Annotated in this window: 16 protein-coding genes; 5 read left to right on the top strand and 11 right to left on the bottom strand. The window is 71.2% G+C overall.

Going from position 1 to position 16,131, the window contains the following annotated elements; translation table 11 throughout:
• Positions 1-135: 135 nt before the first annotated feature.
• The gene (locus tag C6C15_RS05520) at positions 136-696 is read left to right on the top strand and encodes a Dps family protein (protein ID WP_105949494.1); all 561 of its coding nucleotides are present in this window, start codon (positions 136-138) and stop codon (positions 694-696) included.
• Between the two features lie 34 nt (positions 697-730).
• Here C6C15_RS05520 and C6C15_RS05525 read toward each other — a convergent pair whose 3' ends face one another.
• On the bottom strand, positions 731-1,276 hold the full coding sequence (locus C6C15_RS05525; RefSeq protein ID WP_105949495.1) for a DUF6328 family protein: 546 nt from the start codon (positions 1,274-1,276) through the stop codon (positions 731-733).
• 81 nt (positions 1,277-1,357) lie between these two features.
• Between C6C15_RS05525 and C6C15_RS05530 the strand changes: the two genes are divergently transcribed.
• On the top strand, positions 1,358-1,561 hold the full coding sequence (locus C6C15_RS05530) for a hypothetical protein (RefSeq protein ID WP_025102919.1): 204 nt from the start codon (positions 1,358-1,360) through the stop codon (positions 1,559-1,561).
• Positions 1,562-1,565: 4 nt separating this feature from the next.
• On the opposite strand, the gene C6C15_RS05535 is transcribed toward C6C15_RS05530, so the two are convergent.
• Both C6C15_RS05535 and C6C15_RS05540 read right to left on the bottom strand, forming a co-directional pair.
• Positions 1,566-2,150, bottom strand: coding sequence for a 1-acyl-sn-glycerol-3-phosphate acyltransferase (locus C6C15_RS05535; RefSeq protein ID WP_060921358.1), 585 nt, complete (start codon positions 2,148-2,150; stop codon positions 1,566-1,568).
• Positions 2,151-2,173: 23 nt separating this feature from the next.
• Complete coding sequence (locus C6C15_RS05540) at positions 2,174-2,767, bottom strand: carboxymuconolactone decarboxylase family protein (RefSeq protein WP_105949496.1); 594 nt, start codon at positions 2,765-2,767, stop codon at positions 2,174-2,176.
• A 126-nt stretch (positions 2,768-2,893) separates the two neighbouring features.
• Here C6C15_RS05540 and C6C15_RS17205 point away from each other — a divergent pair, with 126 nt between their 5' ends.
• A complete protein-coding gene (locus tag C6C15_RS17205) occupies positions 2,894-3,040 on the top strand; it encodes a hypothetical protein (protein ID WP_167627859.1) in 147 nt (48 codons plus the stop codon).
• A 30-nt stretch (positions 3,041-3,070) separates the two neighbouring features.
• Here the strand turns inward: C6C15_RS17205 and C6C15_RS05545 are convergent, their stop codons facing one another.
• Entirely contained in the window at positions 3,071-4,546 is a 1,476-nt protein-coding gene (locus C6C15_RS05545) for an MDR family MFS transporter (protein WP_105949497.1), read from the bottom strand.
• Positions 4,547-4,711: 165 nt separating this feature from the next.
• On the opposite strand from C6C15_RS05545, the gene C6C15_RS05550 reads away from it, so the two are divergent.
• Positions 4,712-6,787, top strand: coding sequence for an ABC transporter ATP-binding protein (locus C6C15_RS05550; RefSeq protein WP_105950766.1), 2,076 nt, complete (start codon positions 4,712-4,714; stop codon positions 6,785-6,787).
• A 12-nt stretch (positions 6,788-6,799) separates the two neighbouring features.
• Here C6C15_RS05550 and C6C15_RS05555 read toward each other — a convergent pair whose 3' ends face one another.
• The 7 genes from C6C15_RS05555 to C6C15_RS05585 are packed head-to-tail and all read right to left on the bottom strand — an operon-like array spanning position 6,800 to position 14,130.
• On the bottom strand, positions 6,800-7,573 hold the full coding sequence (locus C6C15_RS05555; RefSeq protein ID WP_105949498.1) for an SDR family NAD(P)-dependent oxidoreductase: 774 nt from the start codon (positions 7,571-7,573) through the stop codon (positions 6,800-6,802).
• A 22-nt stretch (positions 7,574-7,595) separates the two neighbouring features.
• The gene (locus C6C15_RS05560; RefSeq protein ID WP_105949499.1) at positions 7,596-8,543 is read right to left on the bottom strand and encodes a glycosyltransferase family 2 protein; all 948 of its coding nucleotides are present in this window, start codon (positions 8,541-8,543) and stop codon (positions 7,596-7,598) included.
• A gap of 23 nt (positions 8,544-8,566) precedes the next feature.
• Positions 8,567-9,703: a cysteine desulfurase family protein gene (locus tag C6C15_RS05565; RefSeq protein WP_105949500.1), complete on the bottom strand. Its 1,137-nt coding sequence runs from the start codon at positions 9,701-9,703 to the stop codon at positions 8,567-8,569.
• A 5-nt stretch (positions 9,704-9,708) separates the two neighbouring features.
• Positions 9,709-10,560, bottom strand: coding sequence for a carboxylating nicotinate-nucleotide diphosphorylase (nadC, locus tag C6C15_RS05570; protein ID WP_105949501.1), 852 nt, complete (start codon positions 10,558-10,560; stop codon positions 9,709-9,711).
• On the bottom strand, positions 10,560-12,083 hold the full coding sequence (nadB, locus tag C6C15_RS05575; protein WP_105949502.1) for an L-aspartate oxidase: 1,524 nt from the start codon (positions 12,081-12,083) through the stop codon (positions 10,560-10,562). The genes nadC and nadB overlap by 1 nt, the downstream gene beginning before the upstream one ends.
• Positions 12,080-13,417, bottom strand: coding sequence for a quinolinate synthase NadA (gene nadA, locus C6C15_RS05580; protein WP_060923236.1), 1,338 nt, complete (start codon positions 13,415-13,417; stop codon positions 12,080-12,082). Before nadA ends, nadB begins: the two co-directional genes overlap by 4 nt.
• On the bottom strand, positions 13,414-14,130 hold the full coding sequence (locus tag C6C15_RS05585; RefSeq protein WP_105949503.1) for an NUDIX hydrolase: 717 nt from the start codon (positions 14,128-14,130) through the stop codon (positions 13,414-13,416). The genes nadA and C6C15_RS05585 overlap by 4 nt, the downstream gene beginning before the upstream one ends.
• A gap of 265 nt (positions 14,131-14,395) precedes the next feature.
• On the opposite strand from C6C15_RS05585, the gene C6C15_RS05590 reads away from it, so the two are divergent.
• The gene (locus C6C15_RS05590; protein ID WP_060923234.1) at positions 14,396-16,093 is read left to right on the top strand and encodes an ABC transporter substrate-binding protein; all 1,698 of its coding nucleotides are present in this window, start codon (positions 14,396-14,398) and stop codon (positions 16,091-16,093) included.
• Positions 16,094-16,131: the final 38 nt, after the last annotated feature.

A 16,131-nucleotide genomic window follows, 5' to 3' on the forward strand; every position in this document is an offset into this window, starting at 1 on the left:
CTGCTGCTGTTCCCACTGTTCCGCCTCTCTCGATGGCCCTGTCGCCTTCCTCACGTTCAGGGGTGCGACCGGCGGGTGTCAACCCCCTCGGAACGGGCCGCGCTGCGGGCTACCGTGCCGGGAGGAGGTCACACCATGGCAGACACGAAGACCAAGAAGTCCGGCAGCTCCAGCAGCAAGAACGGGGCGGCGAAGGCGGGCGTCAAGACCACCCGCCAGCAGAACGCGGAGAAGGGGTTCACGGCATCCCCGACCCTCGCGGCGAACCTGCAGGCCGTGCTCGTCGATCTGCTCGAACTCTCGCTGCAGGGCAAGCAGGCGCACTGGAACGTCGTCGGACGCAACTTCCGCGACACCCACCGTCAGCTCGACGAGATCATCGAGGACGCCCGGACGTTCAGCGACACCATCGCGGAGCGCATGCGCGCGCTGCACGCCGTCCCCGACGGCCGCAGCGCCACGATCGCGAAGACGACCACGCTGCCGGAGTTCCCCACCGGCGAGGTGTCCACGACGAAGACCATCGACCTCGTCACCGCGCGCCTCGAGGCCGCGGTCGGGACGATGCGCGACGTGCACGACGCCGTCGACGAAGAGGACCCGACGTCCGCCGATCTGCTGCATGCCGTCATCGAGCGGCTGGAGCAGTTCGCCTGGATGGTGAGCGCGGAGAACCGCAGCCCTGCCGGTCGCTGATCGACCCGCTGTCGGACCGCCGCCCTCGTCGCGCTCACGCCGCCGGGGGCGGCGGTCCGTCGTGTGACCGCGCCCGGGATCGGGCGCGCCGCAGCAGGCCGGGCAGCGCCATCCACAGTCCGACGACGAGCACGAGGGACGCGATGAGCGCGACGATCCCGGCGGTCCGGCTGACCGTGAAGTCGACGATGAGGGTCGTGACGCCGATCGTGAGGGCGCCGATCACGAACAGATCGATCTTCACCAACCGCGCCGCCGTCCGGACGAGCTCGGGCTTCAGCCGGCTGCCGAACAGAGCCCGGTGGATGCCGACGGGGGCGAGGGCGAGGATCGTCGCGAGAGCGGCGAGGGCCACGAGCACGACGTACAGGTCGCGCTGGAACTCGTCCATATCGGTGAAGCGCGGCTGGAACGCGACCGCCAGAAGGAAGCCGGTGAGGATCTGCGTGCCGGTCTGCATGACCCGCAGCTCCTGCAGCAGCTCCTCCCAGTTGCGGTCCGCGCGCTCATTCGGGGTCTCGTCGCGACCGTCATCGCGGTCGTCGCGCTCGTCCGCGTCGCCACGGGGTTCTGCTCTCATGGCGATAGTCTCGTGGGCACGATCCGCCGCTGTCCAGGACCTTGCGCGGCCCGGCGGACAGGCCTCAGGAAAGGACCCCGGATGACGCTGCCCCCGATCGACGAATGGTGGCCGGAGCTGTCCGACGAGGCGCGCCGAGCGGTCATCGGCAGCGGCTCGCGGCACCTCGACGAGGACGTCCGCGAGGAGATCCGGGAGATCACCGGAGCGGTGGTCGGGATGATCGAGTCGCTGTCCGACGACGACCTCGCGTACGCCCGAGACCACGCGCCCGCGGAGGAGTGAGGCGTCAGCCCTCCGGCCGCTCGGCCGTCTCCTCGCGCAGCCGCGGCTCCGTGCGGCGCTCCGGACGCACGCCGTGCTTGTCGGCGTAGAACGCGCGGATCCGGTCCATGTCGGCGGCCACGTCTCCCGTGAGGTCGATCGTCGGCCCGAGGCCGGTCGTCATGGTGTGGCGGTCGACGAAGCCGAGGGTGACCGGCATGCCGGTGGCACGCGCGATCCGGTAGAAGCCGCTCTTCCAGTACTCGTTGCCGCCGCGGGTGCCGTCGGGGGTGACGACGAGGCCGAACACGGTCCCGGCGTGCACCTGCTCCACGACCTCGCCGACGATGCGCGCCGGATCCGCCCGGTCGACGGCGATGCCGCCGAGGCCGCGCATGATCGGGCCGCGCCAGCCGCGGAACAGGCTCTTCTTACCCAGCCAGTGGACCTCGATGCCCAGCCGCCAGGCGATCGCGAGCATGAGCACGAAGTCCCAGTTCGAGGTGTGCGGGGCGCCGATCAGGACGGTCGGACGCGTGGGGGCGGCGTCGGCGACGAGGGTCCACCGGCTGACGGCCCAGTACACGCGGGCGAGGAATCGTCGGAGCATCCGTCCAGATTAAGGGGAGCGGCCTATCGATCGCCTGGCGGGCCGGCCGCGGAGGCGTGCGTGAGCGCCGCGGCGAGTGCGGGATCCAGCCCGGGGACGTCCTCGACGGGGACGGCGAGCGCGAGCAGTGCCCTGCTGAAGTAGTTGCGCGCCGCCGCCGCCAGGGTGATGTCCACGATCTGCCGGTCGCTGAACCCGGCCTCGCGCAGCTCCTGCGTCTCCGCATCGGTCATCGCCGACGGATCGGTCGACAGGCGTGCGGCGAAGCGGATCACGACCTGCTCCTGCTCCGTGAAACCGCTGTCGTCTCCGGCGGCGAAGGCGGCGAGTCCTTCCTCGTCGACGACTCCGGCGCGGAGGGAGCGGCGGCCGTGGGCGAGCAGACAGTGCGCGGATCCGATGGCCCGCGCCGCCCCGAGGGTCGCGGCCTCGTACACGCGGACGCCGATCGACGGGACGACCGCACGGACGAGCGCCTCGAACGCGGCGTGGGCCTCGGGGTTCACGGCCATGGCCCTGGTGTGTGCGAACACGATGCCGTCGTCGGCGAGGTCGCTCTCGTACATCGCGGCGACGTGGCCGGTCGCGGTGGCCCGCTCGGGAGGATGGATGATCATGGCGCCTCCTCGGCTCCGGGGGCGCGGCGAGGGTGCGCACCCCCTCGCCGGGAACGATACGCCGCTCCCGGGTCGCAGAGAAGAGCGTGCGGCGCCCGGTGCTCCTGGCAGGCGTACGATCGAGGGATGACCGAATCGAAGCAGGAGAACACCGGGCAGGACGCGCCGCTCGGGCTGCAGCCGCTGCCGGGTGCGATCGAGCTGCTCGACGGCGATGCCGCCGGCTACTGCAGCAACGGCGTCTGCCACATCCCCGCCCCCAAGGAGCGGTGAGCCGCAGACGCCGTCGGTGTCTCTGCGCGGTCAGTGACCGCCGTGCGCCGCATCGCCGATGTCGTCGGCGGGCTTACGCACCAGCGGGCTGAGCGCGACCGCCGCGAGCGAGATGATCGCCGCGATGAGGAACGCCGTCCGCGCACCGGGGGCACCCGCCACCGCCCGCGACAGGCCCTCGTCCTCCCCGGCGTGCAGGATGGCCGAGTACGTGACCGTGAGCAGCGCGACGCCGGCCGCGCCGCCGACCTGCTGCAGCGTGTTCAGCACCGCGGAGCCGTGCGAGTACAGCGAGCGGTGCAGCGACCCCAGCGACGAGGAGAACAGCGGCGTGAACGACATCGCGAGGCCGACCGACATGGCCGCCTGCACGACGATCAGCAGCCACCACACGGTGTGCTCGCCGACCGTCGAGTAGAAGAAGAGCGAGGCCGAGACGAGGATCGTGCCGGGGATGAGCAGCGGTCGGGTGCCCTTCGCGTCGTACACGCGACCCATGATCGGTCCGAGGAGGCCCATCAGCACCGAACCGGGGAGCAGGATGAGGCCCGACTCCAGAGCGCTGAGTCCGGCGACGTTCTGCAGGTACTGCGGCAGCAGCGTGAGCGTGCCGAACATCGACAGGGCCAGGATCGTCATGATGATGACGGCCAGCGAGAAGTTCGCCGAACGGAACACGCGCAGGTCGAGCAGCGCGTCGTCCACCCGCTGCAGCACGAGCTGGCGCCAGACGAAGAGGGCGAGCGAGACGGCGCCGACGACCAGGGCGATGACACCGGTCGTGCCGCCCGCACCGCCTTCGCCGCCGAACTGGCTGAGGCCGAAGACGATGCCGCCGAAACCCAGCGCCGCGAGCGGGATGGACAGCACGTCGAGCGGAGCCTTGCGGGTCTCGCCGAGGTTCGTCATCCACTTCGCACCCATGCCGAGCGAGATCAGGGCGATGGGCAGCACGATCGCGAACAGCGCGCGCCAGTTGAACGCGTCGAGCACGGCGCCCGCGAGCGTCGGGCCGATGGCGGGCGCGAGCGAGATGACGAGGCCGACGCGGCCCATCATGCGGCCGCGCGACTGCGCCGGCACGACGTTCATGATCGTCGTCATCAGCAGCGGCATCATGATGCCGGTGCCCGCCGCCTGGATCACGCGGCCCGCGAGCAGCACGGAGAAGCCGGGCGCCACGAGCGCCACGAGCGTGCCGAGCGAGAAGGCCGTCATCGCGGCGATGAAGACCTGCCGCGTCGTGAAGCGCTGCAGGATGAAGCCGGTGGTCGGGATGACCACCGCCATGGTGAGCATGAACGCGCTCGTCAGCCACTGTCCGAGCTCGGGCGGGATGCCGAGATCGGTGTTCAGGTGCGGGATCGCGATGCCCATCGTCGTCTCGTTGAGGATGGCGACGAAGGCGGCGACGAGCAGCAGCCAGATGACCCGCATGTCCTTGCGGGGGATGCCCCCGCTCGATGCGGGGGGCGTCGTGATGGAGCCGGTATCGACGGCAGACATGGGCGGCCTCCAGGGCATCGGAGAGAAGAGGGAGGTGCGAGAGTTCGCGAGAGTCATTCAGCGTAACGGGTCGGGCGGACATTTCATTCCGAAATCTGGGATATCGCTGAACGCCGCGGGAACGGAGCCCGTGTCCTCGGGGGTGAGTACGCTGGCGCCATGAGCATGGGCGGGATGGGCGGTGGTCCGCGGGGCGGTTTCCGCGGCGTGGACGAGGACGCCCAGCGTCGGCTCAATGCGGAGGCTCCGAAGATCGACGGCCTCGGCACCAGGGTCGTCGCCCTGTTCAGCGCCTACCGGTGGCGCATCCTCTTCACCGGTGTCCTCGTGGTCCTGGGGGCCGGCATCGCGGTCATCCCGCCGCTCCTCGTGCAGCGCATCTTCGACGACGCGCTGTTCCCCGTCGACGGCGGCGGCCCCCACCTCTCGCTGCTCGGCGTGCTCGTCGGCGCGATGGTCGGCCTCTTCCTCTTCTCGGCGGTCCTCGGAGTCGCACAGACCTGGCTCACGGCGACGGTCGGCAACAGCGTCACGGGCGATCTCCGGGTGCGGCTGTTCGAGCACCTGCAGGCCATGGAGCTCGGCTTCTTCACCCGCACGAAGACCGGCGTGATCCAGTCCCGGCTGCAGAACGACGTCGGCGGCGTCTCCGGCGTGCTGACGAACACGGTCACCAGCATCCTCGGCAACGCCGTCACGGTGATCGCCTCGCTCGTGGCGATGATCCTCATCGACTGGCGCCTCACCCTCATCGCCGTCGTGCTCATGCCGTTCCTCGTGCTCGTGCAGCGACGCGTGGGACAGGTGCGGGCACGCATCGCGGGGGAGACCCAGGAGTCGCTGTCCGAGCTGACCTCGATCACCCAGGAGACCCTGAGCGTCTCGGGCATGCTGCTGTCCAAGGCGTTCAACCGCCAGCGCACCGAGTCCGAGCGCTACCAGCAGGAGAACCGCAACCAGGTGCGCCTCCAGGTGCGCCGAGCAATGAGCGGTCAGGGCTTCTTCGCGGTCGTCCAGGTCATCATGGCGAGCGTCCCCGCCGTCATCTACCTCGTCTCCGGATACCTCATCGCGGGCGGGACGGGAGCGATCACCGCGGGGACGATCGTGGCCTTCACGACGGTCCAGGCGCGGCTGCTCATGCCGCTGATGGGGCTCATGCGGGTCTCGCTCGACCTGCAGACCTCGTCCGCGCTGTTCGCCCGCATCTTCGAGTACCTCGACCTCGTCCCCGAGATCACCGACGCCCCCGATGCGATCGCCGTGGCGCAGGCGCCGGGTCCGCGCGGACGCATCGAGTTCCAGGACGTCGTGTTCCGGTATCCGGATGCCGCGGCCGATTCGCGTCCCACGCTGCACGGGGTCTCCTTCGTGGCCGAGCCCGGGCAGCACGTCGCCTTCGTCGGCCCCTCCGGCGCGGGCAAGACCACGATCCTCTACCTCGCGCCTCGACTGTACGAGGCCAAGGGCGGCGCGGTGCTGTTCGCGGGGGCGGACGTGCGCACCCTCACGCAGGAGTCGATCATCGACGATGTGGGCATCGTCTCCCAGGAGACCTACCTGTTCCACGCGACGATCCGGGAGAACCTCCGCTACGCGAAGCCCGATGCGACGGACGAGGAGCTGGTCGCCGCCTGCACCGCGGCCAACATCCACCACATCATCGCGGGCTTCGAGAAGGGCTACGACACGGTCGTGGGGGAGCGCGGGTACCGGCTCTCCGGTGGCGAGAAGCAGCGCATCGCCATCGCGCGCGTGCTGCTGAAGGACCCGCCGGTGCTCCTGCTCGACGAGGCGACCTCCGCCCTGGACACCGTGTCCGAGCGCGTGGTGCAGGAGGCCCTCGACGAGGCGGCGAAGGGGCGCACCACCCTGTCGATCGCGCACCGCCTGTCGACGGTCATGGGGGCGGACGTCATCCATGTGCTGGAGGCCGGGCGCATCGTGGAGTCCGGCACCCACGCCGAGCTCCTCGCGCAGGGCGGCCTCTACGCCGAGCTGGCGGCGCAGCAGGTGGCCGCGTCGCGCGTGCTGGACGCCGAGATGGAAGCGCAGGCCGAGGAGGAGGCCGCGATCCGCGGGGGCGTCGGAGAAGGCGTCGACGCTGGTCTCGCCGCGCGCCGTGCCGACCGTGAGCCGGAGGACTCCGCCGCAGCCGATGCCGTCGTGGCGCTGACGACGGGCGTCCCGCTGCCGACGGCATCGAGTGCCGATGCGCGGCCGCGCCCGACCGACGGGTGACGACCGCGAGGCTCAGTGGACGGAGAGCCCGCCGTCGATGAACAGCGACTGGCCGGTGACGTAGGCCGAGCCCGGGCCCGCGAGGAAGACCGCGGCCGCCGCGAAGTCCTCCGGGAGGCCGTTGCGTCCGATCATCGTCCGGGCCGCGAGGGCCGCGATCGTGGCGGAGTCCTCCTGCAGGCGGGCGTTCAGGGGCGTGAGGACGAATCCGGGGACGAGGGTGTTGCTCGTCACCCCGGTACCGCCCCAGGCCTCGGCCTCCGAGCGCATGAGCGACTCGACCGCGCCCTTGGAGGCGCCGTAGACCCCGCTGCCCACGAATGCCCGGTGCGCCTGCTGCGAGCTGATGTGGATCAGTCGCCCGTAGCCGCGCGCCGCCATGCCCTGCGCCCAGCGCTGACCGAGGAGGAACGGGGCGAGCGCGTTGACGGTCATCGTGGCGTCCCAGTCCGCCTCGGTGATCTCGGCGTAGGGCGGACGGATGTTGATGCCGGCGGAGTTGACGAGGATGTCCGGCTCGCCGAAGGGGACGGCTGCGGCCTCCGCGACCGCATGGATGCCCCCGCGCGTGCTCAGATCGCCGACCACGCCCGCGGCCCGGCACCCCTGCGCGGTCAGCTCCTCGACGGTCTCGGCGATGCGCTCCGCGCCGCGGGCGACGATCACCGTGGCCGCGCCGGCCCGGGCGAGCGCCGTCGCTATGCCGCGACCGATGCCCGAGCTGCCGCCGGTCACGACCGCGGTGCGGCCGTCGAGTGCGAAGAGCGAGGAGAGGTAGTCGGTCATGCGGGGGTCCTTTCGGCGGGGCTCACCACGCGAGGGCGTCGGCGAGGGTGGGGTCGGGGCGGGCGTCGGCGAACTCGGGAAGGGCACGCAGCTCGGCCAGGAACGCGGAGACGTCCGCCGCATAGGCGGGATCGGGGTGGGTGTCCGCGATCTCCCGGAGCGGAGCGACGTCCATCGCGAGGATGAGGTCGAGCCGTGCGGTCACGGCGGCATGCGCGCCCGCCTCCTGCAGGACGCGGATCCCGCCGCGGAGCGCAGCGAGGTAGTCGCGGAGCACGGGGAGCTGCGCCTTGCTCTGGGTGATCGAGGTGCCGTCCGCTCGGACGCGCCAGCGCGCCACGACGTCGGGCAGCACATCGAAGGTGCGCGCCCGGGTGTACATCGTCTGCGCGACGACCTGGTCCTCGTAGGCCACACCTTCCGGGAATCTCAGGTCGGACCACATCTCCGTGCGGCTCACCTTGGACCACGCGACGATGTTCGACACCGCCTGCGGGTGCTCTGCGAGGGTGGTGCCGAGGCGGGCCGGAGAGGTCGCCGCGGCCACCCAGGGCTGTACGCGGCCGGGCACGTATCCTCGCCCCTGGGGACGCAGCCGCACGTAGGCGCCGGCGGCGAAGTCGCTCTCCGTGCGCTCGAGCGTGCCCACGAGCGTCGCCAGCGCGTCCGGCATCAGCTCGTCATCCGCGTCGAGGAAACCGGTGAAGGGCGTGTCGACCCGTGCGAGGCCGACATTGCGCGCGGCGCCGAGCCCGACGGAGGCCTCATGCCGGATCACGGTGAAGCGGGCGTCCCTCGCGGCGGCGTCGGCGAAGATCGCTCCCGTGTCGTCGGTGGAGCCGTCGTCGATGAGGAGGGCACGCCACCGCTCGTCCGTCTGCGCGCGGAGGGAGTCGAGGGCGGCGGGGGCGAACGCGGCGATGTCGCGTCCTGGCACGATCAGCGTCACGATCGGGGTGGGGGCGGTCACTCCGCCGAGTCTAGAGCCGTCCGTCAGCCGCGGACGGCGGCGACCGCCTCCGCGAGCAGTGCGGCGAGGCGCTCGGGAGCATCCGCCGGGAGGGCCGTGCGCCCGAAGGTGAACCGCACGGCCGTCTGAGCGACCTCGGGGGCGATGCCGCACGCGAGCAGCACGGGGGAGGGCTCGTCGCTGCCGGCCGCGCAGGCGGAGCCGCTGGACGAGATCACCCCGCGGCGCTCCAGCTCCAGCAGCACCGCCTCGCCGCTCACGCCGGAGATCGTGAAGCTCGCCGTCGCGGGCAGACGCTGCGTGGAATGCCCCGTCAGCGCGGCCACGGGCACACGTCGCTGCACCTCGACGATGAAACGCGTCGTCGTGGCCGCCACCCTGGTCGCCGTGTCTTCGCGCTCCCGCTCGGCGAGCTCCAACGCCGTCGCCAGGCCCACCGCTCCCGCGACGTCGACGGTGCCGGACCGCCGTCCACGCTCCTGAGCGCCGCCGTGCAGGAGCGGTTCCAGAGGGAGGCGTCCGCGGACGACGAGCGCCCCGGTCCCTTTGGGAGCGCCGAGCTTGTGCCCGGCGATCGATACGGCGTCGGCATCCAGATCATGCAGGGGCAGCCAGCCGGCCGACTGCACGGCGTCGACATGGAGGGGCACGCGGCGGGCGCGGACGACCTCGCGGAGCGCGGCGATGTCCTGGACGGTGCCGATCTCGTTGTTCGCGTGCCCGACGGACACGATGGCCGTGTCGTCGGTGAGCACCGTGTCGAGGGCGTCCGGCCCGATCCGCCCGGTCCCGTCCACCGCGGGCATCGCCACCGTCACCCCGTGGAAGCGCGCGAGGTACGCCGCCGACTCCCGGATCGACTCGTGCTCGATGGGGGACACCACGACGCGCCGCCGCCCGGAGGCGAGCGCTGCCAGCGTGATCCCCTTCACGGCGAGGTTGTTCGCCTCCGTGCCGCCGCCGGTGAAGACGACATCGCCCGCCCGCACCCCGAAGACGCGGGCGACCCTGGCGCGGGCATCCTCCAGCGCGCGCGCTGCCGTCTCGCCCGCGGTGTGGTGGCTGGCGGGGTTGCCGAACACCTCGGTGAGGAAGGGTTCCATGGCCGCCCGTACCTCGGGGCGTACCGGCGAGGTCGCGGCGTGATCGAGGTACAGCACGAGACTCAACCGATCCGGAGGTCGAGTCCGAGGTCCAGCGCCCGCGCGGAGTGCGTGAGGGCTCCGACCGAGATCACGTCCACCCCGGTGTCGGCGATGGCGCGGACGGTGGTCAGGTCGACGCCGCCCGAGGCCTCCACGGTGGCGCGCTCGCCGATGAGGGCCACGCCGGCGCGCAGATCGTCGAGGGAGAAGTTGTCCAGCAGCACGGTGTGCGCACCGCCGTCGAGCACCGCCGGGATCTGGTCGAGACGGTCGACCTCGACGACCACGTGGGCGGTGTGCGGCAGCCGCGAGAGTGCCTCGCGAAGAGCCGTCGCGAGGTCGAGCCCGGACCGCTGGAGCACCGCGAGGTGGTTGTCCTTCGCCATGACCGCGTCGGAGAGGGAGTACCGGTGGTTCCGGCCGCCGCCTGACACCACGGCGTGCCGTTCGAACGCCCGCAGTCCTGGCGTCGTCTTGCGGGTGTCTGCGATGCGCGCCCGCGTCCCCTCCACTTCGCGGACATAGGCGGCGGTGAGGGTCGCGATGCCCGACATCCGCTGCACGAAGTTCAGGGCGACACGCTCGGCGGTGAGGAGCGTGCGGGCCGGCCCTGTCACGGTGGCCAGCACGTCGGAGGCGGTGAAGGCATCGCCGTCGCCCACGTGCAGGTCGACGACGACATCGGGATCGGTGAGGAGGAACGCGGTGGCGAAGACCTCACCGCCGCTGAAGATCCCGTCCTCGCGGGCGACGAGGTCGGCCGTGGCCGTCGTCTCCGCGGGGAGCAGGGTGATGCTGGTGAGGTCGCCCCACGGGGCGTCCTCCTCGAGTGCGGCTCCGACGACGCGGTGCAGGGTGGCGCGGGTGAGCATCAGGCGGTCTCCAGGATCGGTGCGTGTTCCGCCTTCGGCTCGGCGGGGACGGGGTCGTCGCGGTGGTGGGCGCCGACCGAGACGGGGCGGGCAAGGGCAGCACGGATGGTGGCGTCGGCGACCTGCAGCAGGTTCCGGTCCTCGTGCGCGCGGGCGTCGGAGGGGGGAGGCGTCTCGACGGCCCATCCGCGCACGATCCCGAGCGCGCGCTGCAGGCCCGATCCGGTCCGGTGCAGGCCGACCTCGTCCCACAGCAACCGCTGCAGCCCGGCGCGGTCGAACGGGGGGAGAGGCTCCGGTGCGACATCCGCGTCTGCCGAGTCGGTCGGCGACGGACGCGGGGTGATGTCGACGGCAGTGGCCCACGATCCGTCCAGGGCGGCGGCGGCCCTGGCACCGAACACGGCGCCTTCGAGGAGCGAGTTGGAGGCGAGCCGATTGGCTCCGTGCACCCCCGTGCGGGCGGTCTCACCGACGGCGTAGAGCCCCGGGATCGTGGTCCGTCCGTGGCGATCGGTGACGACGCCGCCCATGAGGTAGTGGGCGGCGGGCGTCACCGGCAGCGGCTCCCTGGACCAGTCGAAACCGCGAGCACGTGTCACCCGGTCGATGGTGGGAAAGCGGCGGGCGAGCGCGTCCGCCCCCAGCGCCGTCGCATCGAGGTGCACGGGCGCCCCCTGCCGGGCGGCCTGTCGGGCGATGGCTCGCGCGACGACATCCCTCGGCGCGAGCTCCCCGTCCGGGTGGCTGTCGAACACGAACCGTCGCCCTTCGTGGTCGCGGAGCACGGCACCCTCGCCGCGGATGGCTTCGGAGAGCAGGAAGACCGGGGTGCCGGGAAGCGCGGTCGGGTGGAACTGCACGAACTCCAGGTCGGCGACGGCGGCGCCGGCGCGCAGGGCCGCCGCGATGCCATCGCCGGTCGCCTCCGCCGGGTTGGTCGTGTGCGCGTAGAGCTGCCCCGCCCCGCCCGTCGCGAGGATCACGGCGTCGGCCCGGATCTCGGCCGTGTCCCCGTCGCGGAGGACCGTGATCCCACGGACCCGGTCCTCCTCGACGACGAGGTCGAGGAGCATCGTCCCCTCGCAGACGGCGATGGACGCACGGCGAACGGCGGCGCATAGCGCGGCGGAGATCGCGGCGCCGGTGGCATCGCCTCCGGCGTGCAGGATGCGGGCATGAGTATGCGCCGCCTCGCGCCCGCGGGCGAGAGCGCCGCCCGGAGTCCGGTCGAAGGCGACGCCGCGGGCGAGGAGCTCGGCGGTCCGGGCCGCGCCGTCCGCCACGAGCGCGTCGACCGCGGCCGGATCGCACAGACCCCCTCCGGCGCTGATCGTGTCGGCGGCGTGCGTGGCCGGTCCATCTCCCGGCCCGTAGCTGCCGGCCACACCGCCCTGCGCGAGAGGCGTGCATCCGCCCCCGAGGTCGCCCTTCGTCACGACTGTCACCGTGTGCCCGGCCTCGTGAGCGTGCAGCGCGGCGGTGAGGCCGGCGATGCCGGAGCCGACGACGACGACGTTCATCGTGCCCCGGCGGCCACCGGCGGCTTGGCGGCCAGCATCCGCTCGAGCGCGAGGCGAGCCGGGTCGGCGACATCGGGGGAGACCGTGATGCGGTTCGGTGTGCGGCCGGCGACCAGCTCCTCCAGGACCCACGCGAGGTAGCCCGGGTGGATGCGGTACATGGTCGAGCACGGGCAGACGACCGGGTCGAGGCAGAAGATCCGGTGCTGCGGGTACTGCGCGGCCAGGCGGCGCACGAGGTTGATCTCGGTACCGACGGCGAAGGTCGTCGGCTCCGTCGCCTCGGCGATGGCGCGGCGGATGTACTCGGTGGAGCCCGCCTCGTCGGCCGCGTCGACGACCTCCATCGGGCACTCCGGGTGCACGATCACGCGGACTCCCGGGTGCTCGGCCCGAGCCTGGTCGATCTGCGCCACGGTGAAGCGCCGGTGCACGGAGCAGAACCCGTGCCAGAGGATCACCTGCGCGTCGACGAGCTCCTCCGCGGTGGAGCCGCCCAGCGCTCGCCGCGGGTTCCACATCGGCATCCGGTCGAGGGGCACCCCCATGGCCTTCGCGGTGTTGCGTCCCAGATGCTGATCGGGGAAGAAGAGCACCCGGCGGCCGCGGGCGAACGCCCACTCCAGTACCGTGGCGGCGTTGGACGAGGTGCACACGATGCCGCCGTGTCGCCCGACGAAGCCCTTGATCGCCGCCGAGGAGTTCATGTAGGTGACGGGGATCACCGGCACGCGGCCGTCGGCGTCTGGGGTGTCGAGGTCGCCCAGCACGTCGGCGAGCTGCTCCCAGCACTCCTCGACCTGGTCGATGTCGGCCATATCCGCCATCGAGCACCCCGCGGCGAGGTTCGGCAGGATCACCGCCTGGTCGGGCTGGGAGAGGAGGTCGGCGGTCTCGGCCATGAAGTGCACACCGCAGAAGACGATCGCCTCCGCATCCGGCCGCATCGTGGCGGCGGTGGCGAGCTGGAACGAGTCGCCCACCTCGTCCGCATGGGCCACCACCTCCTCGCGCTGATAGAAGTGCCCGAGGATCACCACCCTGTCTCCGAGCGTGGCCTTCGCCGCCTCGATGCGTCGGTGGAGCTCCGCCTCGCCGGCCTCGCGGTAGGCCCCGGGGAGCTCTCCCTGCCGGGGAGCCCCGGTGGGGATGACATCACCCATGGAGGAGCCGGGTCCGTAGCCGGGGCGTGTGTCGAAGTCCCAGGGTCCGACGGCGAGGTCGGTCGTGCAGGTGGCGTCGGTGGAGACCCCGCCGACGATGGCCTGGATCGCGTGGTCGACGGACGGGTCCGCAGGGGGGACCGCGGGCGTCGGGACGAAGGTGATGCTCATCGGGTTCTCGTTTCCTCGGGGCGGAGCGGACCGCGGTCGGCCAGCTCGAGATCGGTGTCGTCGCGGTACAGGCGGGCCGGGCGATGACTGCCCGTCCGGAAGCGGTCGGTGCGGGTCAGGTTGCCGGCGGACTCGACCTGCCGCCGGAAGTTCGCGGGGTCGAGCGCGCGCCCCAGGATCGACTCGTAGGCTTCCCGGAGCTCGGCGAGCGTGAACTCGGCGGGCAGGAAGCCCTGGGCCACACGGCTGTATCCGACCTTGTTCCGCAGGCGCCAGAGCGCGTACTCGATGATCTCGCGATGATCGAAGGCGAGCGCCGGCAGGTCGTCGGCAGCGAACCATTCCACGTTCTCCGGCGCGCGGCCCGAGGCCCGGTGCGCGGTGATCTGGGCCTCGACGTCGTCCTGGCGGAGCAGGGCCCAGTACACGATCGAGACGACCCGCGTGGGGGAGCGGTCGACGGCGCCGAAGGCGTAGAGCTGCTCCAGGTAGGTGGGGGCGAGGCCGGTCGTCTCGGCGAGCGTGCGGGCCGCGGCATCGACCGGCGACTCCTCGGGGGTGAGCCACCCGCCGGGGAGCGCCCACCGCTCCGCGAACGGCTCGCGGGTGCGGCGGACGAGGGGGAGCGCGAGCACGGGCGGACCATCGTCACCGCGGCGCAGCGTGAGCATCACCGTCGAGACGGCGACGCGGATGTCCGCACTTCGAGTCATAGGCACCTTAACCTCCGGATTCGATCTTAGTGTCATCGGGACCTTTAGTGCGCGCAGATGACGAACGAACGCGTCGAGTCCGAAACGTTATCTCCTCCCCGCGGGAAGGCTTGTCCCCCCGGGGTGGGTTTGTTAGGTTACTGTCCTAACAAACCCCTTCGAGAGTGGCCACCGGCCGCCTCCCGGGGTTCCCGTGAACCCCGCCCGGGGTTCGGCTCCAACCGGAGAATCCCTCCTGCAGTGCAGCACCGAGAGGAAATGAAGAATGATCCGTAACGGAAAGCGCAAGATCGCGCTCACGGCGGTCGCGGGGGCCTCGGTCCTCGTCCTGGGCCTGACGGCCTGCGGCGGCGGCGGTAGCGATGACGGAGGCGGCGACGCGTCCAGCGACCGCGCCCTCCGCGTCTGGGCCGGCAGCACGACGCCGATCACCACGAATTACAACCCCTTCGCCCCGAACGTGCTCCATGGCGCACTCGGCCCGATCTACGAGCCCCTGTTCTTCTACAACAAGACCAAGGACGAGGAGCCCATCGGCCTCATCGGCGAGTCCTTCGAGTACAACGAGGACGGCACGCAGATCACGGTGAAGATCAAGCCCGACCTGAAGTGGAGCGACGGCGAGCCGCTCACGGCCGCGGACGTGGCCTTCACCTTCCTGTACGAGGCGAACAACCCCGAGGGCAATCAGCTGGTCTCCGCGGAGGCCACCGACGACACCACGGTCGTTCTCACCTACGGCATCGCGCAGTACACCACGGAGTTCCAGCGGATGGGCTCGAGCTACATCCTCCCCGAGCACATCTGGAAGGACGTCGACGACTTCGCGAACTTCACGAACGAGGAGCCGGTCGGGTCGGGCCCGTACGTCGTGGACAAGACCACGAGCGAGTCCTACACGCTGGTCGCCAACGAGAACTACCGCGGTGCCGACGAGCTGGCCATCAAGAAGGTCCAGTACATCGCGGTCGACAACAACCAGACCGCGCAGGATCTCGTGACGGCGGGCGAGCTCGACTGGACCGGCATGTTCATCCCGAACCCGGATGACGCGACCGCCAACGGCAAGATCGAGTGGATCAACACTCCGCAGGACCCGACGGTGCTCTACACGTGCTCGAACGCCGAGCTCGGCTGCACGGGTCCGCAGACGGACGTGGCCGTCCGGCAGGCGCTGAACGTCGCCGTCGACCGGGCCACCATCAAGGACAAGGCGTTCGTCGGTCTCACCGCCGACGTCTCGCCCGCCTACACGCTGCTCCCGCGCGATGAGAAGTGGCTCACGGACGACGCGTACGAGGTCAGCCCGCAGGAGGCCAATGTCGAGGAGGCCGCGTCCATCCTCGAGGCCGCCGGCTACACCAAGGGCTCGTCGGGCATCTACGAGAAGGACGGCGCTCCCGTCGAGCTCAGCCTGATCTCGGTCGACGGCTGGACGGACTACAACGACGCCGCGAAGCTCATCGCCGAGCAGGCCGAGGCCGCGGGCATCAAGATCACCGCGTCGACCGTGCAGTGGCAGGAGTTCGTCGACGCCCGCCAGTCCGGCGAGTTCCAGCTGATCGTCGGCGGCGTGGTCGGCACGACCATCGCCGACCCGTTCCAGATCTACCGCGACTGGTTCGGCGGCACCGAGGTGCAGTCCACCAGCCCGGTCGGCACCGAGATCCCCCCGGGGCGCTGGAACTTCAGCCGCTACAACAACCCCACCGTCGATGCGGCCATCCAGCAGGCCATCAGCACCGAGGACGAGGCCGAGCGCAAGGAGCTCTACGCCACCATCCAGGACGCGATCGTCAACGACGTGCCCTACATCCCGCTCGTGATCAACGCCACGCAGACCTTCTACAACACGAAGGACTACACCGGCTGGCCGACCGAGGAGAACCTCTACGCGTTCCCGCCGTCCTGGGGCGCCATCGCTGCCGGATACGTGCTGACGCAGATCAAGCCCGCCGGCTGAGTGACGAGAGGAGCAGGGGAAGCAGGAAGTCAGGACGA

Origin of the sequence: Microbacterium sp. str. 'China', from assembly GCF_002993305.1 — a bacterium.
GTDB classification, from domain to species: domain Bacteria; phylum Actinomycetota; class Actinomycetes; order Actinomycetales; family Microbacteriaceae; genus Microbacterium; species Microbacterium paraoxydans.